A 24,124-nucleotide genomic window follows, 5' to 3' on the forward strand; every position below is an offset into this window, starting at 1 on the left:
CGCCCGCGTGATCCTGTTCGAGAACGCCGACGTCCTCGTGCTGGACAAGCCGGCGGGCGTCTCGATGGCGACGTCTTCGCGCCCGGGCTCGGCGGAGGAGGCCGTGCGGCGGCTCCTCGCGGCGTGCGGCGTGCCGGCGGACGAACCGCTGCCGCTCCTCGTCCACCGTCTCGACGTCGGGACGAGCGGCGTCGTCCTGCTCGCGAAGAACGACGCGGCTCACCGGGCGCTCTCCCGCGCTCTCCAGCAGAAGACCGCGCAGAAGTCGTACCGCGCGCTCGTATGGGGCCACCCCGTGCCGGCCCGAGGACGCATCGACCTTCCGCTCGCGCGGGACCCGAAGGACGGGCGGAAGATGCGCGTCGAAAAGGACGGCAAGCCGTCCGCGACGCGCTACGAGACCCTCAGGAGATACGCGGGTCTCTCGGATCTGCGCCTCTTCCCCGAGACGGGGCGGACCCACCAGATCCGCGTCCACCTTTCTGCGAAGGGCCATCCGATCGCGGGGGACGACTTCTACGGCGGCGCGACGCGCTGGCGGGGGATCAGGGACGCGGCGCGGCGCGGGGCGCTCCAGCGTGTGTCGCATCCGCTGCTCCACGCCGAACGGATCGTCGTGGAGGAAATGGGAATCGACGTTGTCTCGCCGCTTCCGGGAGATTTCGAAGAGATCAGGAATTGCTTAGAAGGGTGAGAAAGCGATGCGCCCCCGCACCCTTCTAAGCAGAAATCCACGGTTGCGTCAGATCAGAAGATCACCTTTGCGGCGAGCTGGATGATCCGCGGCCCGAAAGAGGCCGTCGGCGTGCCGTACGCCGCGACCGGCGCGAGCGTCTGTCCGGCGTTCACGCGCCAGTAGGTCTGCGTGACGCCCGTGACGTTCGAGCGGTTCAGGATGTTGAAGGCCTCGGCGATGAGCTGGAGGTTGACCGGCCCGATCGGGATGTCCTTCGTGATGCGCGGGTCCCACGTCATGAACATCGGGTAGCGCTCCGTGTTGCGCGAGTAGCCCGGCGCGATGTCGTTGCGGTTGTTGCCGTCGGCGTTGAGGTCCGTGTTCGGCGTGACCGTCCGGTTGTACGGCTGCCCGGTCGCGACCGTGAAGATGCCCGAGAGCGACCATCCGCCGAGGACGGCCTGCTTCCAGCCTCCGGCGTCCCGGAAGTACGGCATGCTCCAGTAGGCCGAGATCACGAGGCGGTGCGGCTGGTCGGTGTCTCCCACGGCGCGGTCCACGTTGAAGTTGCGCGGGTCCGAGACCTGCTTGGCGTCGTCGCCGCCGTTCGGGACGACCGACGTCGCGTCCGGCTTCGTGTCGATGACCTTGCTGAACGTGTACGCGATCCGCGCCTGCCAGTTCTTCGAGAAGCGCTTGTTGACCTCGACCGTGAGGCCGTTGTACTCGGACTCGGCCGAGCTCTGGAACTGGATGACGCGGTTGAAATTCGAGAACGGCCGGTCCGCGGTGTTGTATTTCACGAGCGTGTACGTGTTCCCGCTCGCGTCCGTGTACGTCGTCGTGCCGGCGGAGCCGACGTTGACGTCCGTCGAGCGCTGGAGGTGCTGGCCGTTCGCGTAGAGGTACGAGACGGCGACGGCGACGTCGTTCGACACGGCGTGCTCGACGCCGACCGAGGCCTGGTGGACGAGCGGGCTCTCGAAGTTCGGGTCGAAGGCGAAGATCGTGGGCTTCGGCGGGTTCACTCCCGACGGGACGGACGGGAAGATGTTCGGGTACGTCGGCATCTGGAGGCCCGTGAACGTGAGCGTCTGGACGTTGATGCCGTTGTTCGACATCGCCGTGCCGATCATGATGGAAGGCGTCCGGCCGTAGAACATGCCGTAGCCGCCGCGCACGACGGTCTTGTCCTGGCCCTTCGGCGTCCACGCGAAGCCCGCGCGGACCGCGAAGTTGTTGCCGTCTTCGGGGATGTTGCTCGTGTCGAGACCGGCGGCGAGGAGCTGCGCGTCCGGGTTCCGCACGCTCGCGCTCGCGATGCCCTGCTTGTCGTACCGGACGCCGAGGTTCAGCGTCAGGTTCGGCATGAGGCGCCACTCGTCCTGGGCGAAGAACGCGATCTCCGAGAGGTCGGGGTACGTGTACGGGCCGGACGTCCCCGCGCCCGCGAAGGCCTGGACGTACTGCGTGGGCAGGCCCCGGTTGTAGTTCGCGACGGAGTTGAACGAGTAGCTGCCCGAGAAGTTGCCCGGGAACCAGTTCGTGATGAGGTCCCGGCTCCAGTCGAAGCCCGCCTTGAACGTGTGGTTCCCGGAGATGAACGTCGCGGCGTCGGCGGCCTGGTAGCGCGTGATCGTCGTCTCGCGCGGGCTGAAGTTGTTGCGCCCGATCGTGAACGAGAACGCGCCGTCCGTGATGAGGGCCTCCGGGTCCGCGCTGTTGGCGAGGCCGGGCTCGGAGTCCTTCGCGTACTGGCCGCGCAGCTCGTTGAAGAGCGACGACCCGAACGTGTTCGTGACGGACGCCGTGACCGTGTCCGTGTTCACGAGCGAGTCGCCCGAGTGCTGGACGGACTGCGTCGTGCCGCCGTTCTCGTTGTTGACGCCCGTGAAGCGCTGGCGGTTGTAGCGCATCGAGACCTGCGCGGTCGGCGCCACGTTCCAGTCGGCCTTCAGGAGGAAGACGTCCTGGTTCTGCCCGCGGTCGTACGGGCTGGCGAGGGGCTGGAGTTTCGCGAGGCCGGCCGCCGTGTTCGGGTCGGAGAGGTTCAGGCCGGACGTGTTCAGGATGACGGGCTGGCCGTTCGTGTTGCGCTGGCCGTCGTAGTTTGCGAAGAAGAAGAGCTGGTCCTTGACGATCGGGCCGCCGAGGCTCGCGCCGAACTGGTTGTAGTGGTAGTTGCTGATCGGGCGGCCGTTGATCACGTTGATGTAGTCGTTCGCGTTCATCCCCTTGTCACGGTAGAACTCGAACGCCGTCCCGTGGAACTCGTTCGTGCCGGACTTCGTGACGACGTTGATGACGGCGCCGCCCGCGCGGCCGTATTCGGCCGTGTAGGCGTTGCGGTTCACCTGGAACTCCTTCACGGCGTCCTGGCTGAACTGGTAGGGCGCGCGGCCCGACCCCGTGCGGCCGAGGGCCTGGCCGAAGAACGTGTTGTCGTTGTTCGCGCCGTCGATCACGAGGCTGTTCAGCGTGCCGCGCTGGCCGGCGAAGCTGATGTCGCCGAGGCGCGTGTCCTTCGAGACGCCCGGCGTCGTGAGGACGAAGTCGATGAAGTTGCGGCCGTTCGTCGGGAGGTTCTGGATGTAGGCCTCGTTGACGGCGGAGGCCTGCTCGCTCTTCGTGATCTCGACGATCGGGGTCTCCGCGGTCACCGCGATCGTCGACTTCACACCCGCGATCGCCATTGCGAGCTTCAGGCTCGTGTCCGCGCCGACGCTGACTTCGGCGCGGCCGGTGTTCGAGGGCGTGAAGCCCTGCAGGGCCGCCGAGACGTCGTAGAGGCCCACGGGCATGAGCGGAAATACGAAGGCGCCGCTCGCGTTCGACGTCGCGTTGCGCACGGCGCCCGTCCTCGCGTTCCTCGCGGTCACGGCCGCTCCGGGCAGGGGCGCTCCGGCCGTGTCGAGGACGGTGCCGGAGATGCTGCCGGTGGAACTCTGCGCGAGCGCGGGGCCGGCGGCCACGCACAGGGCGATCGCGACCACGAAGGCAAGTGAGACTCGGTACGCACGAACCATCTGAATCTCCTCCATCAAAAGTGGATTCATAAAGCTCTCCGTCGGGACCGGACGGGTAGCCCGTGTAAAGACGGCGTGAAGACTATTACAGAACCCGCGAGCCGGGTCCGGGACTCAGCGCGGGCCTGCTGCTCCCGCGGGAGCCAGGCGCGCGCACCCGCGCGCCGCGACGAGAGCCGCGCCCCCGGCCGCGAGGAGGAGCACCGCGGCGGCGAGCAGGAGGAGCGGCCCGCGGCGGACCGAGCGCGCCGGCTTCAGGCTCGCCGTTCTCTTCGGGCGCGTCATCGGCGCGGTGGATTCGGTCAGGGCCGCGCCGGGGCTCGTCGGAACCACGGCGGGCGGAACCGGAGGCCGGATCGCCGGGGGCGGCAGGGCCGCGGGGACCTCGCGCGTCACGGCGCCGCGGGCGGGCCGCGCCGCGAGCTCGCGCCGCGCCATGAGGAGGTCGAGGATCATCTGCCCGGCGCTCCCGTACCGCTCGGACGCATCCTTCTTGAGCGCGCGCGCGACGATCTGTTTGACGACGTCGGGCACGTTGTCCGGCTCGGGCCACGGGTCGGCTTCCTTCGTCATCATTTTGGCGACCATCTGCGTCACGCTCGCGCCCGAGAACGGATGCACGCCGGCGAGCATCTGGTAGAAGACGATCCCGAACGAGAAGAGGTCCGAGCGCTCGTCGAGCTCTCCGCCGAGCGCCTGCTCGGGGGAGAGGTAGTCGAGCGTTCCGACGATCATCCCCTCGCCCGTGTGCCGCGTCGCCTTGGACGCGTCGCGCGCGCCCTCGAGGAGGATCTTGCTGAGGCCGAAGTCGAGGAGCTTGGCGCGGCCGTCGGGCGCGAGCATGACGTTCGCCGGCGTGATGTCCCGGTGGAGGATGCGATTCTGGTGCGCGGCCTTGAGACCCTCGAGGACCTGGATCGCGATGTCGACGCACTCGCCCACGCCGAGCCTGCGGACGTCCATGATCTCGTCGAGGCCCTTGCCTTCGAGGTACTCGAGGACGAGGTAGAGCGCTCCGGGCGGAAAGCCCGCGTCCCGCTCGTCCGCGAGCGCGAGGTCGTGCAGCGTGATGACGTTCGGGTGGTTGAGGGCCGCGACGGCCCGTGCTTCGTTCATGAAACGCCCGCGCATCTTCGCGTCCTGCTGGAGAGCCGCGGGCAGGACCTTGATCGCAACGCGGCGGCCGAGCGCGGGGTCGGTGGCGAGGAAAACTTCCCCCATCCCGCCCTTGCCGAGCAGGCGGACGATCTCGTACCGGCCGATGCTGCTGGGGAGAACGTCCGCTGCAGCCACTCGAAGGGCAAGTATAGGCGGGGGTGTCAGGCGGGTGGCGCGGATCCCAGGGTGAGCGACACCTTCAGGGCCTGAGACTCGCGCCGGGACGTCTGCTCGAGCCCCGACCGCTCGAAGACGCGCAGCATCTTCTCGTTGCTCGGCAGGACTTCCGCGTCGAAGATCTCGATCCCGTGGACGCGAGCGAGGGCCGCGAGCCGCCGGAAGAGAAGCGAACCGAGCCCCTTTCCCTGCTGGGCGTCCGCGACCGTGAAGGCGACCTCGGCGCGCGTCGGGGCGGAGAGGTCGCGCTCCCAGCGCGCGACGCCGACGAGGACGCCGTCGATCTCGGCGACGAGCGCGTAGCGGTTCACGTAGTCGACGCGCGCGAGGTACTCGGCCTTCGAGCGGTCCTTGTCGGGCACGGCGAAGAACCGGAAATAGAGGCTCTCGGGGGAGAGGCGGTCGTAGAGCTCGAGGAGGTGCGGGCCCTCGTCCTGCCGGATCGGCCGCAGGTGGACGCGCGTGCCGTCCTTCAGCACCTCATCCGAAGCGTCCGCCTCGGGGTACGGGGCGACTGCCCCGGGCGGGAACTCCCGGACCGAACGAACCAAGCGGACCTCCGAGGACCTTCCATGATGGTACAGAATCACGTTTCAAGTCCAAGGGTGGGGGGGCGCCATGAAGCTCATCACGACCATCATCCGGCCGGAGAAGCTCGCGGACGTCAAGGCCGCGCTCTTCCGGGCGGGTGTCACGGGCATCTCGCTCTCGCGCGTGCAGGGGCACGGCGGCGAGCACGACACGGTCGAGCAGTACCGCGGGACGACGCTCGTCTTCGAGTTCGTCGAGAAGGTGCGGATCGACATCGCGGTCTCCGAGCCGTTCGTCGAGCCCGCGATCGAGGCGATCGTCGCGGCGGCGCGCACGGGCGAGGTCGGCGACGGGAAGATCTTCGTCCAGCCGCTCGAGCGCGTGATCCGGATCCGCACGGGCGAGCAGGACGTCCAGGCCCTCACGCCGATCTCGGCCGAGGAAGTGAAGGCGAAGGCGCTGAAGGCCGGCAGGGAGGACGTGTGAACGCTCCGGCGATCAGCGCCGGCGACACCGCGTGGGTCCTCGCCGCCGCCGCGCTCGTCTTCGTCATGAACCCCGGGCTCGCGTTCTTCTACGCCGGGCTCGTCCGGCGCAAGAACACCCTCAATACGCTCATGATGACGTACGTCGCGATGGGCGTCGGCGCCGTCGTCTGGATGGTCGCAGGCTACTCGCTCGCCTTCGCGCCCGGCTCACCGTTCCTCGGCGGCCTCAAGTGGCTTGGCCTCTCGGGAGTCGGCGGCGCGCCCGAGCCCGCCTACGCGGCGACGATTCCGGCGCTCGCGTTCTTCGCGTTCCAGGGGATGTTCGCGACGATCACGCCCGCGCTCGTGTCGGGCGCGATCGTCGAGCGGATGAGCTTCCGCGCCTACGTCATCTTCCTGGCGCTCTGGAGCCTCGTCGTCTACGCCCCCGTCGCGCACTGGGTCTGGGGGACGGGCGGGTTCCTCCGGGCGTGGGGCGCCCTCGACTTCGCAGGCGGCACGGTCGTCCACGTGACGGCGGGGACGGCGGCGCTCGTCGCCGCGAAGATGCTCGGGCCCCGCCAGGACTTCAAGCGGATCGCCCTCATCCCGCACAACGTCCCCTACGTCCTCCTCGGCGCCGGCCTCCTGTGGTTCGGGTGGTTCGGCTTCAACGCGGGGTCGGCGCTCGCGGCCAACGGCACCGCGTCGCTCGCCTTCGTGACGACGAACGCGGGAGCCGCCGCCGCCGTGCTCACCTGGCTCGCTCTCGAGCGCGCGATCGGCGGGCACGCGACGGCCGTCGGCGCCGCGACCGGCGCCGTCGTCGGCCTCGTCGGGATCACGCCGGGCGCCGGCTTCGTCTCGCCGCTCTCGGCCCTCGCGATCGGCGCCCTGACGGCGTGTGCGAGCTTCGCGGCGCTGCGCCTGCGCGGGCGCACGTCACTCGACGACACGCTCGACGTCTTCGCCTGCCACGGCATCGGCGGGATCACGGGCTCGCTCCTGACGGGCGTCTTTGCGTCGAAGGCCGCGAACCCCGACGGCGGCAACGGCCTCCTCTTCGGGAACGCCGCCCTCTTCGGAATCCAGGCCGCAACGGTCGGCGTCGTCTTCGCCTATACGCTTCTCATGACGGCCCTCGTCCTCGTCGTCATCAGGGCCGTGACGCCGCTGCGTGTCGAGCTGCACGCCGAGCTGGACGGGCTGGACCGGCGCGTCCACGGCGAAGAGGCCTATCGCGGCGGCAGCGCGGCGGGCGGCCTCGGCGAGAGCGTGATCCTGCACCCGTCCGAGCGCGTGAAAACCTAGGGCGCGATCGCGACGCGGCCTGTCAGCTCCGCGAGGCGGAGGAGGCGGGCCGCGACCCCGGGCCGGAACGCGTCCTTCGGGGCGCGCCACGCCCAGTTGCCGTCCGCGCGCCCCGGCACGTTCATGCGCGCCTCCGAGCCGAGCGCAAGCACGTCCTGGAGCGGGACGACCGCGCGATCCGCGACGGACGCGTACGCGGCGCGGACGAGGACGCCCGCGGGGTCCTTTCCGTCCACGCCGAAGTAGTCGCGGAAGCGCTCCTGCGCATCAGGGGGCAGGGAGGCGTACCACGAGAGAGAGGCGTCGTTGTCGTGGGTGCCCGAGTACACGACCGCGTTCGGGAGGTGATGGTGGGGGAGGTGCTCGCTGTCCATCTCGCTGAACGCGAACTGGAGGACCTTCATCCCCGGAAAGCCGAGCGTCGCGAGGAGACTCCGCACGTCGTCCGTGATCTCGCCGAGATCCTCGGCGACGATCGGGACGTCTCCGAGCGCGTGCCGGATCGCGAGGAAGAGCATGAGGCCGGGCCCCGTGGCCCAGCGGCCCTCGCGGGCGGACTCTGCCCTCGCCGGGATCTCCCAGTAGCCCGCGAAACCTCGGAAGTGGTCGAGCCTGACGAGGTCCGCGAGGCGGAGGTTCGCGCGGACGCGCTCGATCCACCAGTCGAAGGACTCTTCGGCGAGGACGTCCCACCGGTAGAGCGGGTGGCCCCAGAGCTGCCCGTCCTCGGTGAAGTCGTCGGGCGGGACGCCGGCGACGGTCTCGGGCCGGCCATTCGCGTCCACCGCGAAGAGCCGCCGCTGGGACCAGACGTCGGCGCTGTCGAGCGCGGCGTAGATCGGGAGGTCGCCGAGGATCGAGATCCCGCGCGCGTTGGCGCCCCGCTTGACCCTTTCCCACTGCCGGAAGAAGAGGAACTGCGCGAAGACATGGAACGCGATCTCGTCCGCGTGCTCCTTCCGGGATTCCTCGAGCGCGCCTTCCTCGCGCGCCACGAGCGCCGCCGGCCACTCCGTCCACCCCGCGTCGCCGTGCGCGCCGCGGAGCGCCGCGAAGAGGGCCCAGTCGGCGAGCCACGAGGCGTGCGCGGGCGAAGCCGCGAAACGGGCGACCGCGTCCGTCACGCTCGCGCCCATCGACTTCGCGTGGGCGAAGCAGGCGCGCAGGACGCGCTCCTTGAACGCGTGCACCGCCGCGAAGTCCACGCGGTCCTCCGGGAACGAGGGTGCGCCCTCGAGCGCCGAGGCGGGGAGGAGCCCTTCCTCGAGGAGCCAGTCGGGCGAGACGAGCAGCGGGTTGCCGGCGAAGGCGGAGAGGCCCGCGTACGGGGAGTCGTGCGCACCGGGCGGGCCGAGCGGGAGGACCTGCCAGATCCGGAGGCCCGCGGAGGCGGCCCAGTCGAGGAACGCGTCGGCCCCGGGTCCGAGGTCGCCGATCCCGAAACGGGACGGCAGCGACGTCGGGTGCAGCAGGATCCCGGCTTCGCGCGTGGGCTTCGACATCAGCGGCCGATCGCGGTCTCGCGGTCGAGGATGCGGAGCGTCTTGTCGTAAAGCGCCTCGACCTCGTCGCGGCTGTTCCCGATCGCCGTCATCCCGAGCTTGCCGTACTGCGACAGGGCGCCGATGAGGTGGAAGAGCACGCCCGACTCGGAATTGTGGCTGTAGTGGAGCGCGTTGATCGTGACGATCTCGATGAGGTCCTCCGGCAGGAGTCCGCGGTACGCCTCGGACTGGAGGTTGTCCGTCGCGCGGTAGAACTTCGGCGAGCCGCGCGGCGAGAGGAAGAGGCCCGACTCCGGGTCGAGGCGCCCGCCCGTGAGGAACTGAAGCGCGAGGTACGGGTGCGTCGTGCCGCCCATCCGGAGGTTGATCTCGAGCGCCGAGAGGCGCCACGGCTCGTCCTCGCGGTCCTTCACGGCGAGAAAGTCGACCGCGAACCGGCTCACGACGCCGTGCGCCGCGAGCACGGCGCCGATCTTCAGGGCGGCCTGCGTGATCTCCCGCCGGTAGCCGTCCGCGGCGGGGAAGAGGCAGCCGAGGAAGACCTGGCCGCTCGGCCCGCCGAGGACCTGATCGTGAGTGGAGATCGGGAGGACGTCGCCGTGCGGCCCCGTGCGGACCTGGACGGAGGGAGACTCCTTGAAAGCACCTTCGAGGAATTCCTCCGCGATGCCGCCCATGCGCCGGAATTTCGCGTGGAAGTCGTCCCACGTCTCCCACCCCACCGAGAACTCGAGCCTCGGGAGCCCCGCGCGGACGGCAGCGGCGTCGGTCGTCCCCTCCGGGTAACGGAAGATCGCGTTGCCTTCGCCGGAGAAGCTGTCGTTGAGCTTCACGACCGCCTTCCGGAGAGCGGGATTGCGTCGCTTGAGGTCGACGAGAGCCGTCTCGAGGTCCGCGTCGCCCTGCAGGTCCTCGTGGCCCTCCGGGCACGCGATACCGGCCTCGCGGAAGACCTTCCGGCTGCCGGACTTCGTGCCGAAGTGGCTGAGCGCCGGGTCGACGCCGTTCAGCGGGATGCCGAGGAGCACGGCGAGCCGCCGCTCGAGCGGGGTCGAGTTGAAGACCGTGAGGTAGGCCCGCGAACGGTCGGGAATGCCCGCGCGGATGCGCTCGATGAGCCGCGGACGCTCGAGAATCTTCTCGGTGAGCGACCGGGGCGAGGCGTCGTGCGCGCAAAGCAGCGTGAGCCGGCTCCGGGCGTGGCTCGCGGGGATGCCGACGAGGAGCTGGAAGTAGTACTCGAGAACGAGCGGGTGAACGGGCTGGGACGTGACGAACACCACCCGGGCGCGGGGGTTGCGCAGGCGGATCAGGAGGAAGAGGAGGCGCTCCTCGTAGAAACTCGCCCCGTCCAGCTTCGTCAGCTCGGCCTGGTCGAGCGTCAGCGACGGCACCACGACCGACGTGTGGGGCTCCTCGTCGCGGCCCGCGATCGAGTCCCAGACCTCGAGGAGGCGCGGCTTCAGCGTTTCGAACTCGGCGAGCTCGCGTTCCAGGGACAGCTCGGACGAAAACGGCGGCCTCGGGATCACCTGCGGTGGATTCTAGGGCTCGGGCCGCAACCGAGGCACGGATCTTGTTTAAGGGTGGGGGAGACCGAGAGAAAAGAGGCGCGATTGAGGACACGGCGGACCGGCGCGCGGGGCTTCACGCTGATCGAGCTCCTGATCGTCGTCGCGATCATCGGGATCATCGTCGCGATCTCCATCGTCAACATGATCAACGCGATCCAGCGCGGAAAGCAGAAGCGCTCGATGGCGGACATCAAGAGCGTCTCGACGGCTCTCGAGGCCTACATGACGGACTTCAACTACTACCCGGCCGCCGCGGGCTATTCGCTGCCCACGGGCCTTTCCCTTCCCACGGCCACGCTCGGGACGGCGGCCGGAGTCCTCGCCCCCACGTACATCCGGGTGACGCCGCTCTCCGACGGCTGGAACTCCTGGTACCTCTACGGCGCGAGCGCCTCGCGCGGCGATTACCTGGTCCGCTCGGGCGGCGCCGACGGCGTCCCGCAGACGTCTCCCGCCTATGGCCCGACCTCGGATTTCAACGCCGACATCATCCTGGTGGACGGCGCCTTCGTGCAGTTCCCGGAGGGCGCCCAGCGCTGACTTGCGAGGCGGCGCGGGTGACAATCGCTGTACGGTTCGTCTCGCGCCCCCGACAAAAATTCGTCGCGGGGAGGTCCTCCCGGGCCGCGGCCTGCTTCAACTATTGAAAATGCGAGAGATTGGGGCACGGCACGGCTCTTGAAAGAGGGGCGGGCGGAGGTTGATCCAAAATGAAAAGGAACCAGAAGGGTTTCACGCTTATCGAGCTTCTGATCGTCGTCGCGATCATCGGCATCATCGTCGCGATCGCCATTCCGAACCTGCTCAACGCCATTCAGCGCGCCAAGCAGAAGAGGACGATGGGTGACATGCGCTCGGCCGGCACGGCCGCCGAGGCGTACGCCGTCGACTTCAACCACTACCCGGCGGCCGCGGGCTACTCGCTCCCGACCGGCATCACGTTCGGGTCGATGACGTTCAACACGGGCGGCGTCGGGACGAGCTTCAGCGGGCAGGTCACGCCCACGTACATCCGCGTTCTCCCGATGACGGACGGCTGGCAGTCGTACTTCTTCTACGCCACCACCGGCCAGCTCTACGGGATCGCGTCGGGCGGCAAGAACGGCGCAACCGAGTCCGCCATCGGCGGCGAGACGACGGACTTCAACAACGACATCATCTTCGTGAACGGTCAGTTCGTTCAGTACCCCGCGGGCGCGCAGCGGTAAGTCCTCCCGCTTCGGCCTGAAGAGCCCCCTCACGGGGGCTCTTTCCTTTTGGAGCGGTTTGCACGCGCCTAGAATCCCTGCAGTGAAGCGGGGCGAGGCGATGGGACGGACGGCGCTGCTCGGCGGCGCGCTCGGGCTCGCCTTCGCCGCCGCCCTCCTCGGCCCCGGCGCCCTCGCCGGACTCGTCCCGGCGCGCGGCGACCTCGCGGATTTCTTCTGGCCCATGAAGGCCTACACCGCCGCGCGGTGGGCGGCCGGGAGCCTTCCGCTCTGGAATCCGCTCTCGGGTTGCGGCGAGCCGTGGCTCGCGCAGCTGCAGACGGGCGTTCTCTACCCGGGCGACCTCCCGTTTCTCCTCGGCGGCGCCGCGGGACCCCTCCTCGCCATCACCCTGCACCTCGCCGTCGCGGCGTCCGGGATGGCGGCCTGGCTCTCGGACCTCCGCACGTCCCGCGCGGGCGCCCTTGCGGGCGCGGCGGTCTTCGCCGGGGGCGGCGCGTTCCTGTCGCTCGCGCCGGTCTACAACAACTTCTGCACGGCGGCCTTTCTGCCGTGGCTCTTTCTCGGGGCGCGACGGGCCGTGCGCGGCGCGTCGCCCGCGCCCTTTGCGCTCGCGGTGGCGCTCGCCTTCCTCGGCGGCGAGCCCGCCCTCGCGGCCGCGGGAGCCTGCGCCGCCGCTCTGGTCGCAGTCGTGACGCGCGGCGAAGACGGGGCGCGGCCGGCGCCGCCTGCGCGGGCGGCTCTTCGCGCGGGAGGCGGCCTCGTCCTCGGGCTCGCTCTCGCGGCGGCCGCGCTCGGGCCGTTTCTCGTCCTCGTGACGTCGACGGGGCGGATCGCGGGCGCGACGCGGGCCGAGGCGCTCGCGCGCCCGGTCGGCCGCGCGGATCTCGCCGACCTCGCCGTGCCCCCGGCGCCCGAAGCGACGCGCCGCGCCTCACCGGGCCGCGGCGGCTATCTCGCGACGCTCGCGCTCGGCCCCCTGCCGTTCGTCCTCGCGGCGGCGGCGGGCGCGGGCTTCGCGGCGCGCCCGCGTCTTCTCCTCGCGCTCCTCGCGCTCGCGGCGTTCGGCGTCGTCCTCGCGCTCGGCGCGCGCGGAGGCCTCGTGCCGCTCCTGTGGGACGGCGGGTGGGCCCGGGGCGTGCGCTTTCCGGCGCGCTGGTTCGTGTTCGCGCACGTCGCGCTCGCGGCGGCGGCGGGCGCCGGCCTCGACGGCTGGCGCGACGGGCACCTCGCGGGGTGGCCGAGGCGCGACGGGGTCGAGGCCGAGCCGCCCGCGAAAACGCCGCTCCTCCTCTCGGCGGCGCTCGCGCTCGGCGCGCTCGGCGTTCTCGCCGCGTTCGCCGCCGCCGAACGGCGCGTCCCGTCGCCCGCCGCCTGGGCGTCTTTCGCGGCGGCGGCGGCGGGTCTCGCCCTCCTGTGGCGGGCCCGCGAGCCGGGGGCTCCCTCCCGCGCCCACGGCGGCGCGCTGCTCGTCCTCTGCGTCGCCCTTCCGCTCCCGCTCGGCACGCGGGACGTCTTCGCGGGCGTGCCGGCGGCCGACCTTGCGGGCGTGCCGGGCATCGTCGCGGACCTCGCGCCCGGAACGGCGGGCCGCGTCTTCCCGGTCGTGTCGGACGGCGCGCTCCTCCGGACGTGGCTCGGACCGGCGTGGTCGGCCGACACCGCCCGCCGCTCCCACGCGGCTCTCGCGGGCTACGGGTCGCTCCCGCTCGGCCTCGCCTCGGCGGCGTCGCCGTCGCCGATCTCCAATCCGTGGCGAACGCGGCTTCTCGGCGCCGCGCTGTCCGGCGGCGACGCGAGTGCGCTCCTCGGTCTCGCCGACGTGCGGCGCGTCGTGACGCCGTTTCCGGCGGCGATGCCGGGAGCGCGCCTCGACCGGCGCGCCGGGGACGTCCTCCGATACGCGCTCGAGCGCCCGCTCGGCCGCGTGTTCTTCGCGCGCGAGGCGGTCGTGCTCGACGACGATTCCGCCTTCCGCGCGCTCTCGGAGCGCTCGTTCGACCCGGAGGCGCGCGCGCTTCTCGCGCCGGGCGCCGGGGCCGTCCCTCCGCCGCGCGTCGCCCGCAGCTACGCGGTGGCGAAGGTGAAGACGGACGAGCCCGAGGCGCTCGTCGTCGAGACCGCGACGTCGGAAGCCGCGACGCTCGTCGTCACGCGCTCCTGGGACGCGGGTTGGGAGGCGCGGCTCGACGGCGCGAGGGTCCCGCTCCGCCGCTGCGATCTCGCGCTCATGGCGGCCCTGGTCCCGGCCGGCGAGCACACCCTCACGCTCGCGTACCGGCCGGCGGCCTTCCGCGCGGGCGCCGCCGTCTCCGGTGCTTCGCTCCTCGTCCTCCTCGGCCTCGCTCTCGCGGGCCGGAAGGAGGACGGCGCGTGACGGGGGTCCCGGACGCGGCCCTCGTCGTCCTCTTCGGCGCCGTCGGCGCCGTCGCGGGCTCCTTCGCGAACGTCTGCATCCACCGCCTCCCGCGCGGCGAGTCCGTCGTCCACCCGCCGTCGCGGTGCCCGAAGTGCGGGACGCGCGTCGCGTGGCACGACAACGTCCCCGTCCTTTCGTGGCTCGTTCTCGGGGGCCGGTGCCGCGCCTGCCGCGCGCCGATTTCGCGGCGCTACCCGCTCGTGGAGGCGGCCGGCGCGGCGATCTTCGCCGGCGCGGCTCTCCTCTGGGGACCGACGCCGGTGGCGGCCGGCGGCGCGCTCCTCGGACTGGCGTGCCTGATCCTCGCCCTGACGGACCTCGAGACGCGGACGCTCCCGGACGAGATCACGCTCGGGGCCCTCGGGCTCGGTCTCCTCGTCGCGGTCGTGCGCGACCGCGCCGCCGCGGCGCCCGGCGAGCCGTTCCTCTCCGCGCACGGCCACCTCGTGGAGGCCGCGCTCGGCGCCGCGGCGGGCGCCGCGTTCCTCGAGCTCGTCCGGCGCGCGTATGCCGCCGTGCGCGGCGGGGACGGGATGGGCGGCGGGGACGTCAAGATGCTCGCGATGGCGGGGGCATTCACCGGCCCGGCGGGGGTCTTCCTGACGCTGTTCTTCGCGTCGCTGTCCGGGACGGCGATCGCGGGAGGCGCGGCGCTCGTGCGCCGCGCGCGCTGGGCGCTGGCCTTCGGCGCCGCGAAGGGCGACCCGTCCGCCGCGTCCGCGTTCGCGCGCTCCGGCGGCCTCCTCGTGGGCGACGACGGGCGGCTCGTCGCCGCGGGCAAGCGCTGGCGCGAGATCCCGGGCGCGGCGTCCGTCGGAGAGCCCGTCTCGGCCGACCGGCGCACGGCAAGCCGTCTCCTCGCGTTCGTCCGCCGCGCGCGGGTCCGCGCCCGGGGCGGCGAAGGCTCGGCCTCGGGCCGGCTGCCCGTGGACGACGGCGCCGATTTCTTCCGCGTCCTCGCGGGGCGCGCCGCGCCGACGCCGGCGGGCCTCCTCGTCCTCCTCGCGCGCGTGGACGTTCCGTTCGGCGTCTTCCTCGCGGCGGGCGCGGTCCTCGCGTTCGCGTTCGGCCGGCCCGCTCTGGAGGCGCTCTTCGGCCCGCTCTCGCCACTTCCCTCGAGGCTCCTGCCGTGACGAGCCGTTCGTTCGAGCGCGAGGTGCGCAACGTGATCGTCGGCGGTCTCGTGACGCTGCTGTTTCTCGCGGGCACGGCGGCCGTCGTTCTCCGGAACACGACCGCGTGGGGGGTCGCGGAGAACGAGCGGCGCCTCGTGCGCGAGACCCGCTCGGCCGCCGGAACGCTCGCGGCGGGAGGGAGCCCCGTGCGGTCGCTCGGCGACGACGCCGGAGCGGGGCGCGCGCTGCGCGAGGGCGGCGCGCGGAGCGCCGCTCTCTACGACGCGCGCGGCGCGCGGCTCATCGACGCCCCGTACCTGCCGGGCGCGGGCGAGTCGCCCGTGCGCCTCTCCGCCGAGGATCTCGCGGCCACCGAGCCGCTCGTGCGCGACGCGGGAGAGGGCCCGGTCGTCCTCGCGCCGCTCCCGGGCGACGGGCGCGTCCTGCGCGTCGCCTGGAACGACCCCGACGTGGCGGCCGTGCGCCGCAACGCGCGGATCGTCCTCGTCGCCGTTCCGGCCGCCGCGGCCGTCCTCGTCGTCCTCGTCGTCCCGTTTCTCAGACGGCTCATGGCGCCGATCGACGCGATTGCGGAGACGGCGCGAGGCGCCGGCGACCTCGTCCCGGAAGCCGTCCCCCGCGCCGCGCGCGACGAGGCCGAGGGCGCCGCGCAGACCTTCGCGCGCACGCTCGACGCCCTCCGCAACCGCACGGTCGAGCTGGAGCAGCTGCGGCGCTCCGAGCAGCTCCGCGCCGACGCGCTGGCCGTGACGGCCGAGACTCTCGTGCGCTCGCACCCGGGAGGCCTCCTCGTCGTGGACGCCGCGGGACGGCTCGCGGAGGCGAACGGCCCCGCCCGCGCGGTGCTCGGCCTCGGGGACGCCGACGTCGGGCGCCCGGCCGCCGAGGTTCTGGCGGACGTCCCGGTTCTCGCGTCCGCCGCCGAGCGGGCCCGGGCGGGCGCGCCGACGCTCTCCACGGAGTTCGCGCTCGGGGACGACACCGGCGGGCGCTTCCTCGAGGTCATCGCGGTCCCGATCCTCGATGCGGGACAAGACGTCCTCGGCGCGCTTCTCTTCGTCGAAGACCGCACCGAGACTCGCAGGCTCGAGCGCGAGGTGTCGTCGCGGCGCGAGCTCGCGGCGCTCGGCGAGATGTCCGCGGGCATCGCGCACGAGTTCCGCAACGCCACGGGAACGATCCTCGGCTGGGCGCGCCTCGCGGCGCGGACGGACGACGCTGCGGCCCGTGCGCGGCACCTCGAGGCGATCCAGGCCGAGGCCGAGCACGTCGCGCGCGTGACGGGAGACTTCCTCTTCTTCGCGAAGCCCGAGCGGCTCGAGACGGCGCCCTGCGACCTCGGCGCGCTCGCGCGGGAGATCGCCGCCGAGCAGAAGGTGATCACGCCGGCCGTGGACGTCTCCGTCGCGGGGACGTTCGCGCCCGCCCAGGCCGACGCGGCGCTCGTCAAGCGCGCCCTCGTGAACCTCGTCAAGAACGCGTGCGAGGCGGCCCTCGACCGGCCCGGCGGCGGCCGCGTCGTCCTGTCGGGGGACGCGGCGGCGGGAACGGTCCGCGTCGCCGTCGAGGACGACGGGCCCGGCGTTCCGGACGAGTCGGCCGCGAAGCTCTTCGTCCCGTTCTACTCGACGAAGGAGGCGGGCACCGGACTCGGACTCGCGCTCGTCGCGAAGATTGCGGCGCTCCACCGCGGCGGCATCTCGGTCGAGAGGTCCGCCGCCCTCGGCGGCGCGCGCTTCGTGCTCTCGCTTCCCGCGGCGCGCTGAGGCGTCAGCCGGCGGCCGGCGCCACGGGCGCAGGCTTGGCGGCGGCCTTCGTGCGCTTGTCGAGGAGGCCCCGGAACTGGTCCTTGTCGAGAGCCTTCTCGAAGGCCTCTTCCGACTCCACGGTCCCCGCGACGACGAGGTCGGCGAGGCTCTGGTCCATCCCGATCATCCCCGCGTTGCGGCCCGTCTGGATGAGCGTGTTGATCATCGCGGTCTTGCCCTCGCGGATGTTGTTCGAGAGCGCGGACGACCCGCGGAGCACCTCGAACGCCGCGGCGCGGCCGCCGCCCTTCTTCTTGAGGAGCACCTGCGCGACGACGCCCTTCAGGACCTCGGCGAGGACCGTGCGCACCTGCTCCTGCTCCTCGGCCGGGAAGCTGTCGATGAGGCGGTCGACCGCTTTCGCGGCGGAGTTCGTGTGGAGCGTCCCGAAGACGAGGAGGCCGGTCTCGGCCGCCTGCAGCGCCATCGACATCGTCTCGAGGTCGCGCAGCTCGCCGACGAGGACGACGTCGGGGTCCTCGCGCAGCGCCGCCTTGAGGGCGCCCGAGAACGTCGGCGTGTCGAAGCCGAGCTCGCGGTGCGAGATGACGGACTTCGCGGGCCGGTGGATGAACTCCACGGGGTCCTCGATCGTGATGATGTGGGCGGCGCGCGTCCGGTTGATCCAGTCGAGGAGCGCCGCGAGCGTCGTGGACTTGCCCGAGCCCGTCGGGCCCGTCACGAGGACGAGGCCGCGCGTGATGCGCGCCACGTTCGCGACGAGCGCCGGGAGGCCGAGCTCCTCGATCGCGAGGACGCGCGGCGGAATCATGCGCAGGACGGCCCCCGAGCCGTGCTCCTGCCGGAAGAGGTTCACGCGGAATCGCGCGATCTCGCCCATCGCGTACGCGAAGTCCGTGTCGCCGGTCGCGCGCCACTCGCGCAGCGGCTTCTCGGGGGCGATCGGCACGAGCAGGCTCTCGAACTCCTCCTCGGTGAGCGTGCGCCACTTGAGGCGCTCGAGGTCGCCGTCCACGCGGACCATGGGCGGCGAGCCGACGGCGAGGTGGAGGTCCGACGCCTTCTTGTCGACCATGATCCGGAGGAGCTTGTCGACGCGGTTGACGCCGGCGTGGGTCGAGGAGTTCATTCGAGCGCCTGCCTTTCCTCGGCGAGAAGCTTCTCGAACGGCTCCTTCTTGACGGCCTTCTCCATCGCGAGCTCCGGGTCCACCTTGCCCTCCTCGCAGAGCTTCATGAGGGACTGGTCCATCGTGCACATGCCGACGAGCTGGCCCGTCTGGAGCGCCGACGGGATCTGGTGGGTCTTGCCCTCGCGGATGAGCGCGGCGACGGCGGGCGTCGTGCGCAGGATCTCGAACGCGGCCACGCGCCCGGCGAAGCCGCGCCGCGGCAGGAGCGCCTGCGAGATCACGGCCTTCAGCGAGTCCGCGAGCATGACGCGGATCTGGCCCTGCTGCCCCGGGGGGAACGAGCTGATCACGCGGTCGACGGTCGAGGGCGCGTTCGTCGTGTGGAGGGTCCCGAGCACGAGGTGGCCCGTCTCGGAGGCCGTGATTGCGAGCGAGATCGTCTCGAGGTCGCGCATCTCTCCCACCAGGATGACGTCGGGGTCCTCGCGCAGGGCGGCCTTGAGGGCGCGTGCGAAGGAGGCCGTCTGGTGCGGCACCTGCCGCTGGTTCACGAGCGCTTCCTTGTTCAGGTGCACGAACTCGACGGGGTCCTCCACGGTGATGATGTGGCACGGCCGCGTCTCGTTGATCCGGTCGATGAGGGCCGCGAGCGTCGTGGACTTGCCGCACCCCGACGGGCCCGTCACGAGCACGAGCCCCTGCGTGAGCTTCAGGATGTCCGCCACGGTCGGGCCCGGAAGGCCGATCTCCTCGATCGTCGGAATCGTCTTCGGGACGACGCGGAAGCACGCGTCGAACCCCCCGCGCTGCGAGAAGAAATTCGCGCGGAAGCGGCCGAGGCCGGGGAGCTTCAGGCAGACGTCGATCTGCCGCTCCTTCTCGAGGCGCTTCCAGTCGTCCTCCGGCAGGACCTCGCGGATCAGCTGCGAGGCGCGGGCGCGCGTCATGACCGGGGCGTCGACCGGCTCGAGGACGCCCTGCTGGCGGCGATGCGGGACGAAGCCGGTCGCGAGATGGAGGTCCGAGGCGCCGCGCTTGACGGTGTCCGCGAGGTACTCGACGAGGCGCGCCGAGTCGTTCCCGGCGAGCTCGACCGTCTGGACCTCGGCCTCGACCTCGGGCAGGGCGTCCCGCGCTTCGGTTCCCTTGAGGATGCCGACCGTCCGGCGGGCCTTCTCGCGCACCTTGCCGTCGAGGGCGGGCATCTGGGCCACGCGCGCGCAGATCCCCGCGATCTGGGTCTGCATCTTTTCGTCCGACGCGAGCTTCGCCATCGCGTCGAGGATCTCCATCTGGACGTCGGGCTGCGTGACGGCGGCCTTGAACGCGTCGAGGAGCGGCTGCGCGGCGCGCGGGTCGCTGAGGTCGCCGAGCGCGGAGACGGCCGGAATCACGAGCTCCGGATCGCGCAGGGCCGCGAGGACGCGCGTGAGGACGGCGTCGTCGCCCCTGCCGAGGCGGCCGAGCGTTTCGAGGGCGCGGGTCTTGACCCAGATGTCCTTGTCGTCGAGAAGGGAGATCCAGACCGGCAGCGCCTTGGCGTCGGCGAGGGCGAGCGTCATCTCCGAGGCCGCCTTCGCGAAGGCGGGGTCGGGGTCGCGCGTGAGCACGAGGAGCGCGTTCACGAAGCCCGGCAGCCCGTCGCGCGCCGTCTCGACGGCCCGGTCGCGCACCCAGACGTACGAGCCGCGGAAGTGCTCGAGGATCCGCCGCGCGAGGAGGTCCGGCGCGTAGGGGAGGAGGAGGCCGACCGTGCCGTTCCTCACGAGCGCGTTGCCGTCGGCGAGCAGCGGGACGATCTCGGGCGTGTGGTCCTGCTTCGCCGCCGCGAGGAGCTTCTTGAGCGCCCCGAACGACGCCTCCATGACCCGCCCGCCGCCCGTGCGCGCCATCTGCAGGACGTCCGGGAAGTAGCTCTCGTTCGGGTTCTTCTCGAGGACCGCGAGCGCGGAGTAGCGGATCTCCTCGTTCTCGTCCTGCAGGAGCGGCACCGCGAGGCTGGCCGCGACGTCCGCGCTTCCCTCGAAGCTCATCTCGCTGACGGCCTTCAGGGCGCGCGCGCGGACCGCGGGGTTCGAAGCGGTCAGGACGCGCCGCGCGATGTCGAACGCGACCTGCGCCGGCAGCTCCTTCGCGAGCTCGAGCGCCGCGAGGCGCGCGAAATCGTCGCCTCGGGACGCGACCTCCTGGAGGAAGGGCCCGAGCTGGGGGCCCGCGAGCTCCTTCAGGAAACGCATCACGGCCCGGCGCACGGCCTCCGAGCGCGTCTTCAGGTGCGGGACCAGCGCCTCGAGGCCCGCGCGGTCGTGGCGGCGTTTCAGGATCGCGAGGCCGGCCGCGCGGATCTCGGGCACGGAGTCGACGGCCGTCCACGCGACCCAGTCGACGTCGGGCTTCGGGAGGGCCTGGAACTTCTCGAGCAGCTCCTTCTTCTGGTCCTCGCTCGTCCACTTGTGCTCGCGCAGCTGCACGACGAACGCCGGTTCCGACCGAAGCCCGCGCAGCTTCTCTAGCACGTCGTCCCGGGCTCCATCGTGCCGCTATCGTAGCCGACCGCCGCCGGCCGCCGCCGATCGCCGGCGCCGCCCCGCCCCTCCGGCCCCACCGGTGTTACGAAAAGTGTCACCTGACTGGACGCCGCCGATGCCCCCGGCGCGGACGGCCCGTCGAAAAGGGCCTTGTGCGACAATGAGTTGCGATATTTTGTCAGGTCCCGGCACGAACCTCGCGTAGAAGGGAGCGGGAAACCATGATGATGAGCCTTCCGGACCCCGGCAGCCGCCCCGCGAACGGCCCCTCCGCGTCCCGCGGAAGGCGTGGCTTCTCGCTCGTCGAGCTCCTCGTCGTGATCGCCATCCTCGCGATCGTCTTCATCATCGGGGGGGGCGGGATCGCCCGCGCGTGGAAGGCGCAGAGATTCCAGAGCGCCTCGACGGACATCAAGGTTCTGATGCAGCGCGGCCTGCCCGAGATGCAGCGCCGCAACATGGTCACGTTCGTCCGGGTCGGACCGCTCGTGAACACCGCGGCCGTGCGCTACCTCCCGATCCTGCTGATCGGCGACGCGAACGGCAACGGGGCGATGGACGCCGCCGCGAACCCGCCGACGGTCGCGTCCCCGGACCTCCTGCTCGACGAGTACGACATCGTCGTGACCGGTAAATCCGGCATCAAAGGCTCCACGGGCGTCTCGCAGGATTTCTGCCTGTCCACCGAGGACATCACGAAGATCCAGTCGGTCCGGTGGTCGAGCAATTCCACCGACTGGACGGTCGGCCGCGCGGTCATGTGCGACTTCCAGGGACGCGCGATCGACGTCACGACGGGCCGCCAGCTCGCGGGCGAGGCGACGCTCGTCCTCACGCACGTGGACGTCGTGAACCGGTCCTACAAGCCGGCGACGCGCTACCTTCTGAGCATCAACCCCGTCTGGAGCGTGCGCGTCCGCAAACAGACGACGGTCGACGACCCGACGGACCCCACGGCCGTCTGGGTGGACCGGCAGGGAGGATGAGATGAGGCGACGCACCCGCGGGTCGAGTTTCATCGAGGTCCTGCTCGCGATGACGATCATGGCGCTCGTCCTCGTCGGGATCCTCCAGATGTTCTCCGTCTCGCTCATCATCAACAAGGGTTCGGCCGCGCGCACCCAGATGCTCTTCAAGTGCCAGCAGGTCGTCGAGAACGTCCGGCTCTTCTACTACCTCACGCGGCAGGGCTCCACGACGCCGCCGGCCATCACGGAGAGCGGGCACGCGAGCGGCACGGCGATGTCGACGCCCGGAGCGCTTCCGGACGTGCTCGGCGACGTCTCGAAGTCGTTCCTGCCCTACAACCAGGCCGAATCGGCGGCGTCCTGGGGCTACTGGGGGCCGGCCGGCGCGAACATCATGGAGCAGGAAAACGGCCCCTACAAGATCGCGTACACGGTCGCGCGCGACAACGTGCAGAACCTCTGGGTCATCACCGTCTCCGCGACGCCGACGGACGTCGCGACGGCGACGCGGTACTTCGGCATCGACCTCAAGAGCGGCAAGAGAGTGGACTATGTGGCGCAGTTCCCGTAATCGCCGCGGCTTTACGCTCAAGCGCCGCGGCTTCACCCTCATCGAGGCGATGGTGTCGCTGCTGCTGCTCGTCATCGTCCTGACGGTCGCGATGACGATGCTCTTCCAGATGCGCGCGTTCGCGGAACGCCAGCAGTTCTTCATGCTGCCGCGGCAGGCCGCGCGGCGCGCCACGGACTACCTTTCGTACTACGTCGCGAGCGCGTCGGACGCCGACCTCGCCCAGCGGAGCCCGAACGCCCTGATCATGTATTACAACCTGAACGGCAACACCCTCCAGGCGTCGTACGACAACCTCACCGGGGCCGAGACGGGCAACTCGGTCACGACGGCGAACGTCACGACGCAGTTCGGGGACATCGGAACGGACGTCATCACGCTCGTCTCGCCCATCAACCCGGCGAAGTACCGCGTCTCCGCGCCCTTCCCCGGGTTCGCCGCCGGCGCCAAGAACATCCGCGTCAACTTCCGCGGGGGCTGCGGAGGGCCCGCCGGGACCGACGACGTGACGAACATGGCCCAGTTCAAGGCGGCCACGGGCTTCGACGGCGCGAACAGCGCCCTCCTCATGTTCGAGGACGCGAACGGGGAATGGTCCTATTTCCAGATTCCCGCCGCCGGCTACATCTCTTCGAACTGCGCCGACGTGACGACCTACAGGAACATCCACGTCCAGGCGGTCATCCAGTCCGCCACGCTGCCCGCCCCGCCGAACGGCGGCACGGCGTTTACGGACCCCGTCGCCCTCGTCACGGGCCTCCAGTTCATCTCGTTCCGCGTGCGGACCGACCCGGTCGACAACCTTCCGAAGCTCCAGCAGAAGATCGGCCTCTTCGACCGGAACACGGACAACCCGGGGACGGCGTTCGTGAACGTGATGGAGAACGTCGAGGACCTGCAGATCGCGTACGTCTACGCGAACGGCGAAATCTGGAACAACACGGCCGCGCGAACGATCAGCCAGGCGAACGCGGGCGCCGAGTGCAACGGCGCGGCCTGCGACAACCACGTCCCCACGCAGGCCGGGCCGGGCGCCGTCTCGATGGAGCCGCTCGACGTCACGGGCGTCATCGGCCTCAGGTTCTCGATCACGGCCCGCTCGCCGCGGATCTCGATCGGGGCCCGGCAGCTGACGAACGTGAACGTCACCGACGTGCTCACGACGACGACGAGCCAGCACTTCCGGCCCGCGTCCGAGAACCACCCGGTCACGATGGACCCGTTTGCCCCCCTGCGGCCGCTCTACGACCTCTTCGACCACTATCGCGCGACGTCCACGATGCTTCTCCGCAACCGGACGCTTGGGAGCTGACGATGAAAGAACGTGGCAGCGCGCTCGTCTCCGTGATTCTGGTTCTCCTCGTCCTCACGATCGTGGGGGTCGGGATCGCGTACTTCACGTCGATGGAGGACCGGCTCTCCGGCAACACGCGCATCACGAAAGCCGGCTTCTACGCCGCCGACGCCGGGCTGCGCCGGGCCGAGGTGGTCCTCTCCGGCCTCTCCGCCCTCTCCGGAACGTGCGCGCCCGTGTCGCTGAACAACGTCCTTCAGACCGGCTCGACGCCCACCCTGACGGTGCCGGGCGGCGGCTACACCGCCATCCCGCTCGACCTCACGGGAATTTCGACGGCCGCGTGCCTCACACCCCTCGGCATCGCGCAGCAGAAGTTCTACGACGTCCCCGTCCCCGTCGTCGGCGCTACGCCCGTCGTCGACCGCGCGACGTACTCCCTCTACGTCCGCAACAACGTGGACGACGCGTCCGGTGACGCCACGGTGGACAACGACGGGCTCATCAACGTCGTGTCCGTCGGGACCGTCACGCTCACGGCCGGCACGACGCTGACGCGGATCCTCGAGGAGCAGCTCCTCCTCACGACGGGCGGCGCCTTCGGAAGCAGCCAGAAGAACCTGAACGCGGGCGGGACCGGCACCGCCCAGAAGAAGAGCATCTGATGCGACGAG

The 24,124-nt window shown here is 71.1% G+C and carries 19 protein-coding genes; 12 read left to right on the forward strand and 7 right to left on the reverse strand.

Annotation, left to right across the window (positions count from 1 at the left end; genetic code table 11):
* Positions 1–7 precede the first annotated feature (7 nt).
* Positions 8–694, forward strand: a complete 687-nt coding sequence (locus IPL89_09700) for an RluA family pseudouridine synthase (protein ID MBK9063453.1) — start codon at positions 8–10, stop codon at positions 692–694.
* Positions 695–747: 53 nt separating this feature from the next.
* Here IPL89_09700 and IPL89_09705 read toward each other — a convergent pair whose 3' ends face one another.
* The 3 genes from IPL89_09705 to IPL89_09715 all read right to left on the reverse strand — a co-directional run bounded on the left by IPL89_09705 (position 748) and on the right by IPL89_09715 (position 5,588).
* Positions 748–3,702 (reverse strand): TonB-dependent receptor, encoded by a 2,955-nt coding sequence (locus IPL89_09705; GenBank protein MBK9063454.1) that lies wholly within the window; start codon positions 3,700–3,702, stop codon positions 748–750.
* A gap of 114 nt (positions 3,703–3,816) precedes the next feature.
* A complete protein-coding gene (locus IPL89_09710) occupies positions 3,817–4,995 on the reverse strand; it encodes a serine/threonine protein kinase (GenBank protein ID MBK9063455.1) in 1,179 nt (392 codons plus the stop codon).
* 26 nt (positions 4,996–5,021) lie between these two features.
* Positions 5,022–5,588, reverse strand: coding sequence for a GNAT family N-acetyltransferase (locus IPL89_09715; protein MBK9063456.1), 567 nt, complete (start codon positions 5,586–5,588; stop codon positions 5,022–5,024).
* Positions 5,589–5,655: 67 nt separating this feature from the next.
* On the opposite strand from IPL89_09715, the gene IPL89_09720 reads away from it, so the two are divergent.
* Both IPL89_09720 and IPL89_09725 read left to right on the forward strand, forming a co-directional pair.
* The gene (locus IPL89_09720) at positions 5,656–6,054 is read left to right on the forward strand and encodes a P-II family nitrogen regulator (protein MBK9063457.1); all 399 of its coding nucleotides are present in this window, start codon (positions 5,656–5,658) and stop codon (positions 6,052–6,054) included.
* Positions 6,051–7,346, forward strand: coding sequence for an ammonium transporter (locus IPL89_09725; GenBank protein MBK9063458.1), 1,296 nt, complete (start codon positions 6,051–6,053; stop codon positions 7,344–7,346). The genes IPL89_09720 and IPL89_09725 overlap by 4 nt, the downstream gene beginning before the upstream one ends.
* Here the strand turns inward: IPL89_09725 and malQ are convergent.
* Positions 7,343–8,848 (reverse strand): 4-alpha-glucanotransferase, encoded by a 1,506-nt coding sequence (malQ, locus tag IPL89_09730; protein ID MBK9063459.1) that lies wholly within the window; start codon positions 8,846–8,848, stop codon positions 7,343–7,345. The two genes, IPL89_09725 and malQ, sit on opposite strands and share 4 nt — an antisense overlap.
* Positions 8,848–10,380: a carboxylate-amine ligase gene (locus IPL89_09735; protein MBK9063460.1), complete on the reverse strand. Its 1,533-nt coding sequence runs from the start codon at positions 10,378–10,380 to the stop codon at positions 8,848–8,850. Before IPL89_09735 ends, malQ begins: the two co-directional genes overlap by 1 nt.
* An 87-nt stretch (positions 10,381–10,467) precedes the next feature.
* Between IPL89_09735 and IPL89_09740 the strand changes: the two genes are divergently transcribed.
* From IPL89_09740 to IPL89_09760, 5 genes are all read left to right on the forward strand, one after another.
* Complete coding sequence (locus IPL89_09740; protein ID MBK9063461.1) at positions 10,468–10,965, forward strand: type II secretion system protein GspG; 498 nt, start codon at positions 10,468–10,470, stop codon at positions 10,963–10,965.
* Positions 10,966–11,135: 170 nt separating this feature from the next.
* Positions 11,136–11,633 (forward strand): prepilin-type N-terminal cleavage/methylation domain-containing protein, encoded by a 498-nt coding sequence (locus IPL89_09745; protein ID MBK9063462.1) that lies wholly within the window; start codon positions 11,136–11,138, stop codon positions 11,631–11,633.
* Positions 11,634–11,715: 82 nt separating this feature from the next.
* Positions 11,716–14,010, forward strand: coding sequence for a YfhO family protein (locus IPL89_09750; GenBank protein MBK9063463.1), 2,295 nt, complete (start codon positions 11,716–11,718; stop codon positions 14,008–14,010).
* Positions 14,007–15,185 carry a prepilin peptidase gene (locus IPL89_09755; protein MBK9063464.1) on the forward strand — a complete coding sequence of 393 codons (1,179 nt, stop codon included), beginning with the start codon at positions 14,007–14,009 and terminating at the stop codon, positions 15,183–15,185. The genes IPL89_09750 and IPL89_09755 overlap by 4 nt, the downstream gene beginning before the upstream one ends.
* A complete protein-coding gene (locus IPL89_09760; protein MBK9063465.1) occupies positions 15,182–16,954 on the forward strand; it encodes a PAS domain-containing protein in 1,773 nt (590 codons plus the stop codon). Before IPL89_09755 ends, IPL89_09760 begins: the two co-directional genes overlap by 4 nt.
* 4 nt (positions 16,955–16,958) lie before the next feature.
* Here IPL89_09760 and IPL89_09765 read toward each other — a convergent pair whose 3' ends face one another.
* Both IPL89_09765 and IPL89_09770 read right to left on the reverse strand, forming a co-directional pair.
* Positions 16,959–18,086, reverse strand: coding sequence for a type IV pilus twitching motility protein PilT (locus tag IPL89_09765; protein ID MBK9063466.1), 1,128 nt, complete (start codon positions 18,084–18,086; stop codon positions 16,959–16,961).
* Positions 18,083–20,605 (reverse strand): PilT/PilU family type 4a pilus ATPase, encoded by a 2,523-nt coding sequence (locus IPL89_09770; GenBank protein MBK9063467.1) that lies wholly within the window; start codon positions 20,603–20,605, stop codon positions 18,083–18,085. The genes IPL89_09765 and IPL89_09770 overlap by 4 nt, the downstream gene beginning before the upstream one ends.
* 233 nt (positions 20,606–20,838) lie before the next feature.
* Here IPL89_09770 and IPL89_09775 point away from each other — a divergent pair, with 233 nt between their 5' ends.
* From IPL89_09775 to IPL89_09790, 4 genes are read left to right on the forward strand one after another with little or no spacing between them, the layout of a single operon-like run.
* Positions 20,839–21,603, forward strand: a complete 765-nt coding sequence (locus IPL89_09775) for a prepilin-type N-terminal cleavage/methylation domain-containing protein (protein MBK9063468.1) — start codon at positions 20,839–20,841, stop codon at positions 21,601–21,603.
* A 1-nt stretch (position 21,604) separates the two neighbouring features.
* A complete protein-coding gene (locus IPL89_09780) occupies positions 21,605–22,156 on the forward strand; it encodes a prepilin-type N-terminal cleavage/methylation domain-containing protein (protein ID MBK9063469.1) in 552 nt (183 codons plus the stop codon).
* Positions 22,137–23,468, forward strand: coding sequence for a prepilin-type N-terminal cleavage/methylation domain-containing protein (locus IPL89_09785; GenBank protein ID MBK9063470.1), 1,332 nt, complete (start codon positions 22,137–22,139; stop codon positions 23,466–23,468). The genes IPL89_09780 and IPL89_09785 overlap by 20 nt, the downstream gene beginning before the upstream one ends.
* 2 nt (positions 23,469–23,470) lie before the next feature.
* Positions 23,471–24,115, forward strand: coding sequence for a hypothetical protein (locus IPL89_09790; GenBank protein ID MBK9063471.1), 645 nt, complete (start codon positions 23,471–23,473; stop codon positions 24,113–24,115).
* The last annotated feature ends 9 nt before the right edge of the window (positions 24,116–24,124 follow it).

The sequence above is a fragment of the Acidobacteriota bacterium genome, from assembly GCA_016716715.1.
GTDB lineage: Bacteria > Acidobacteriota > Thermoanaerobaculia > UBA5066 > UBA5066 > Fen-183.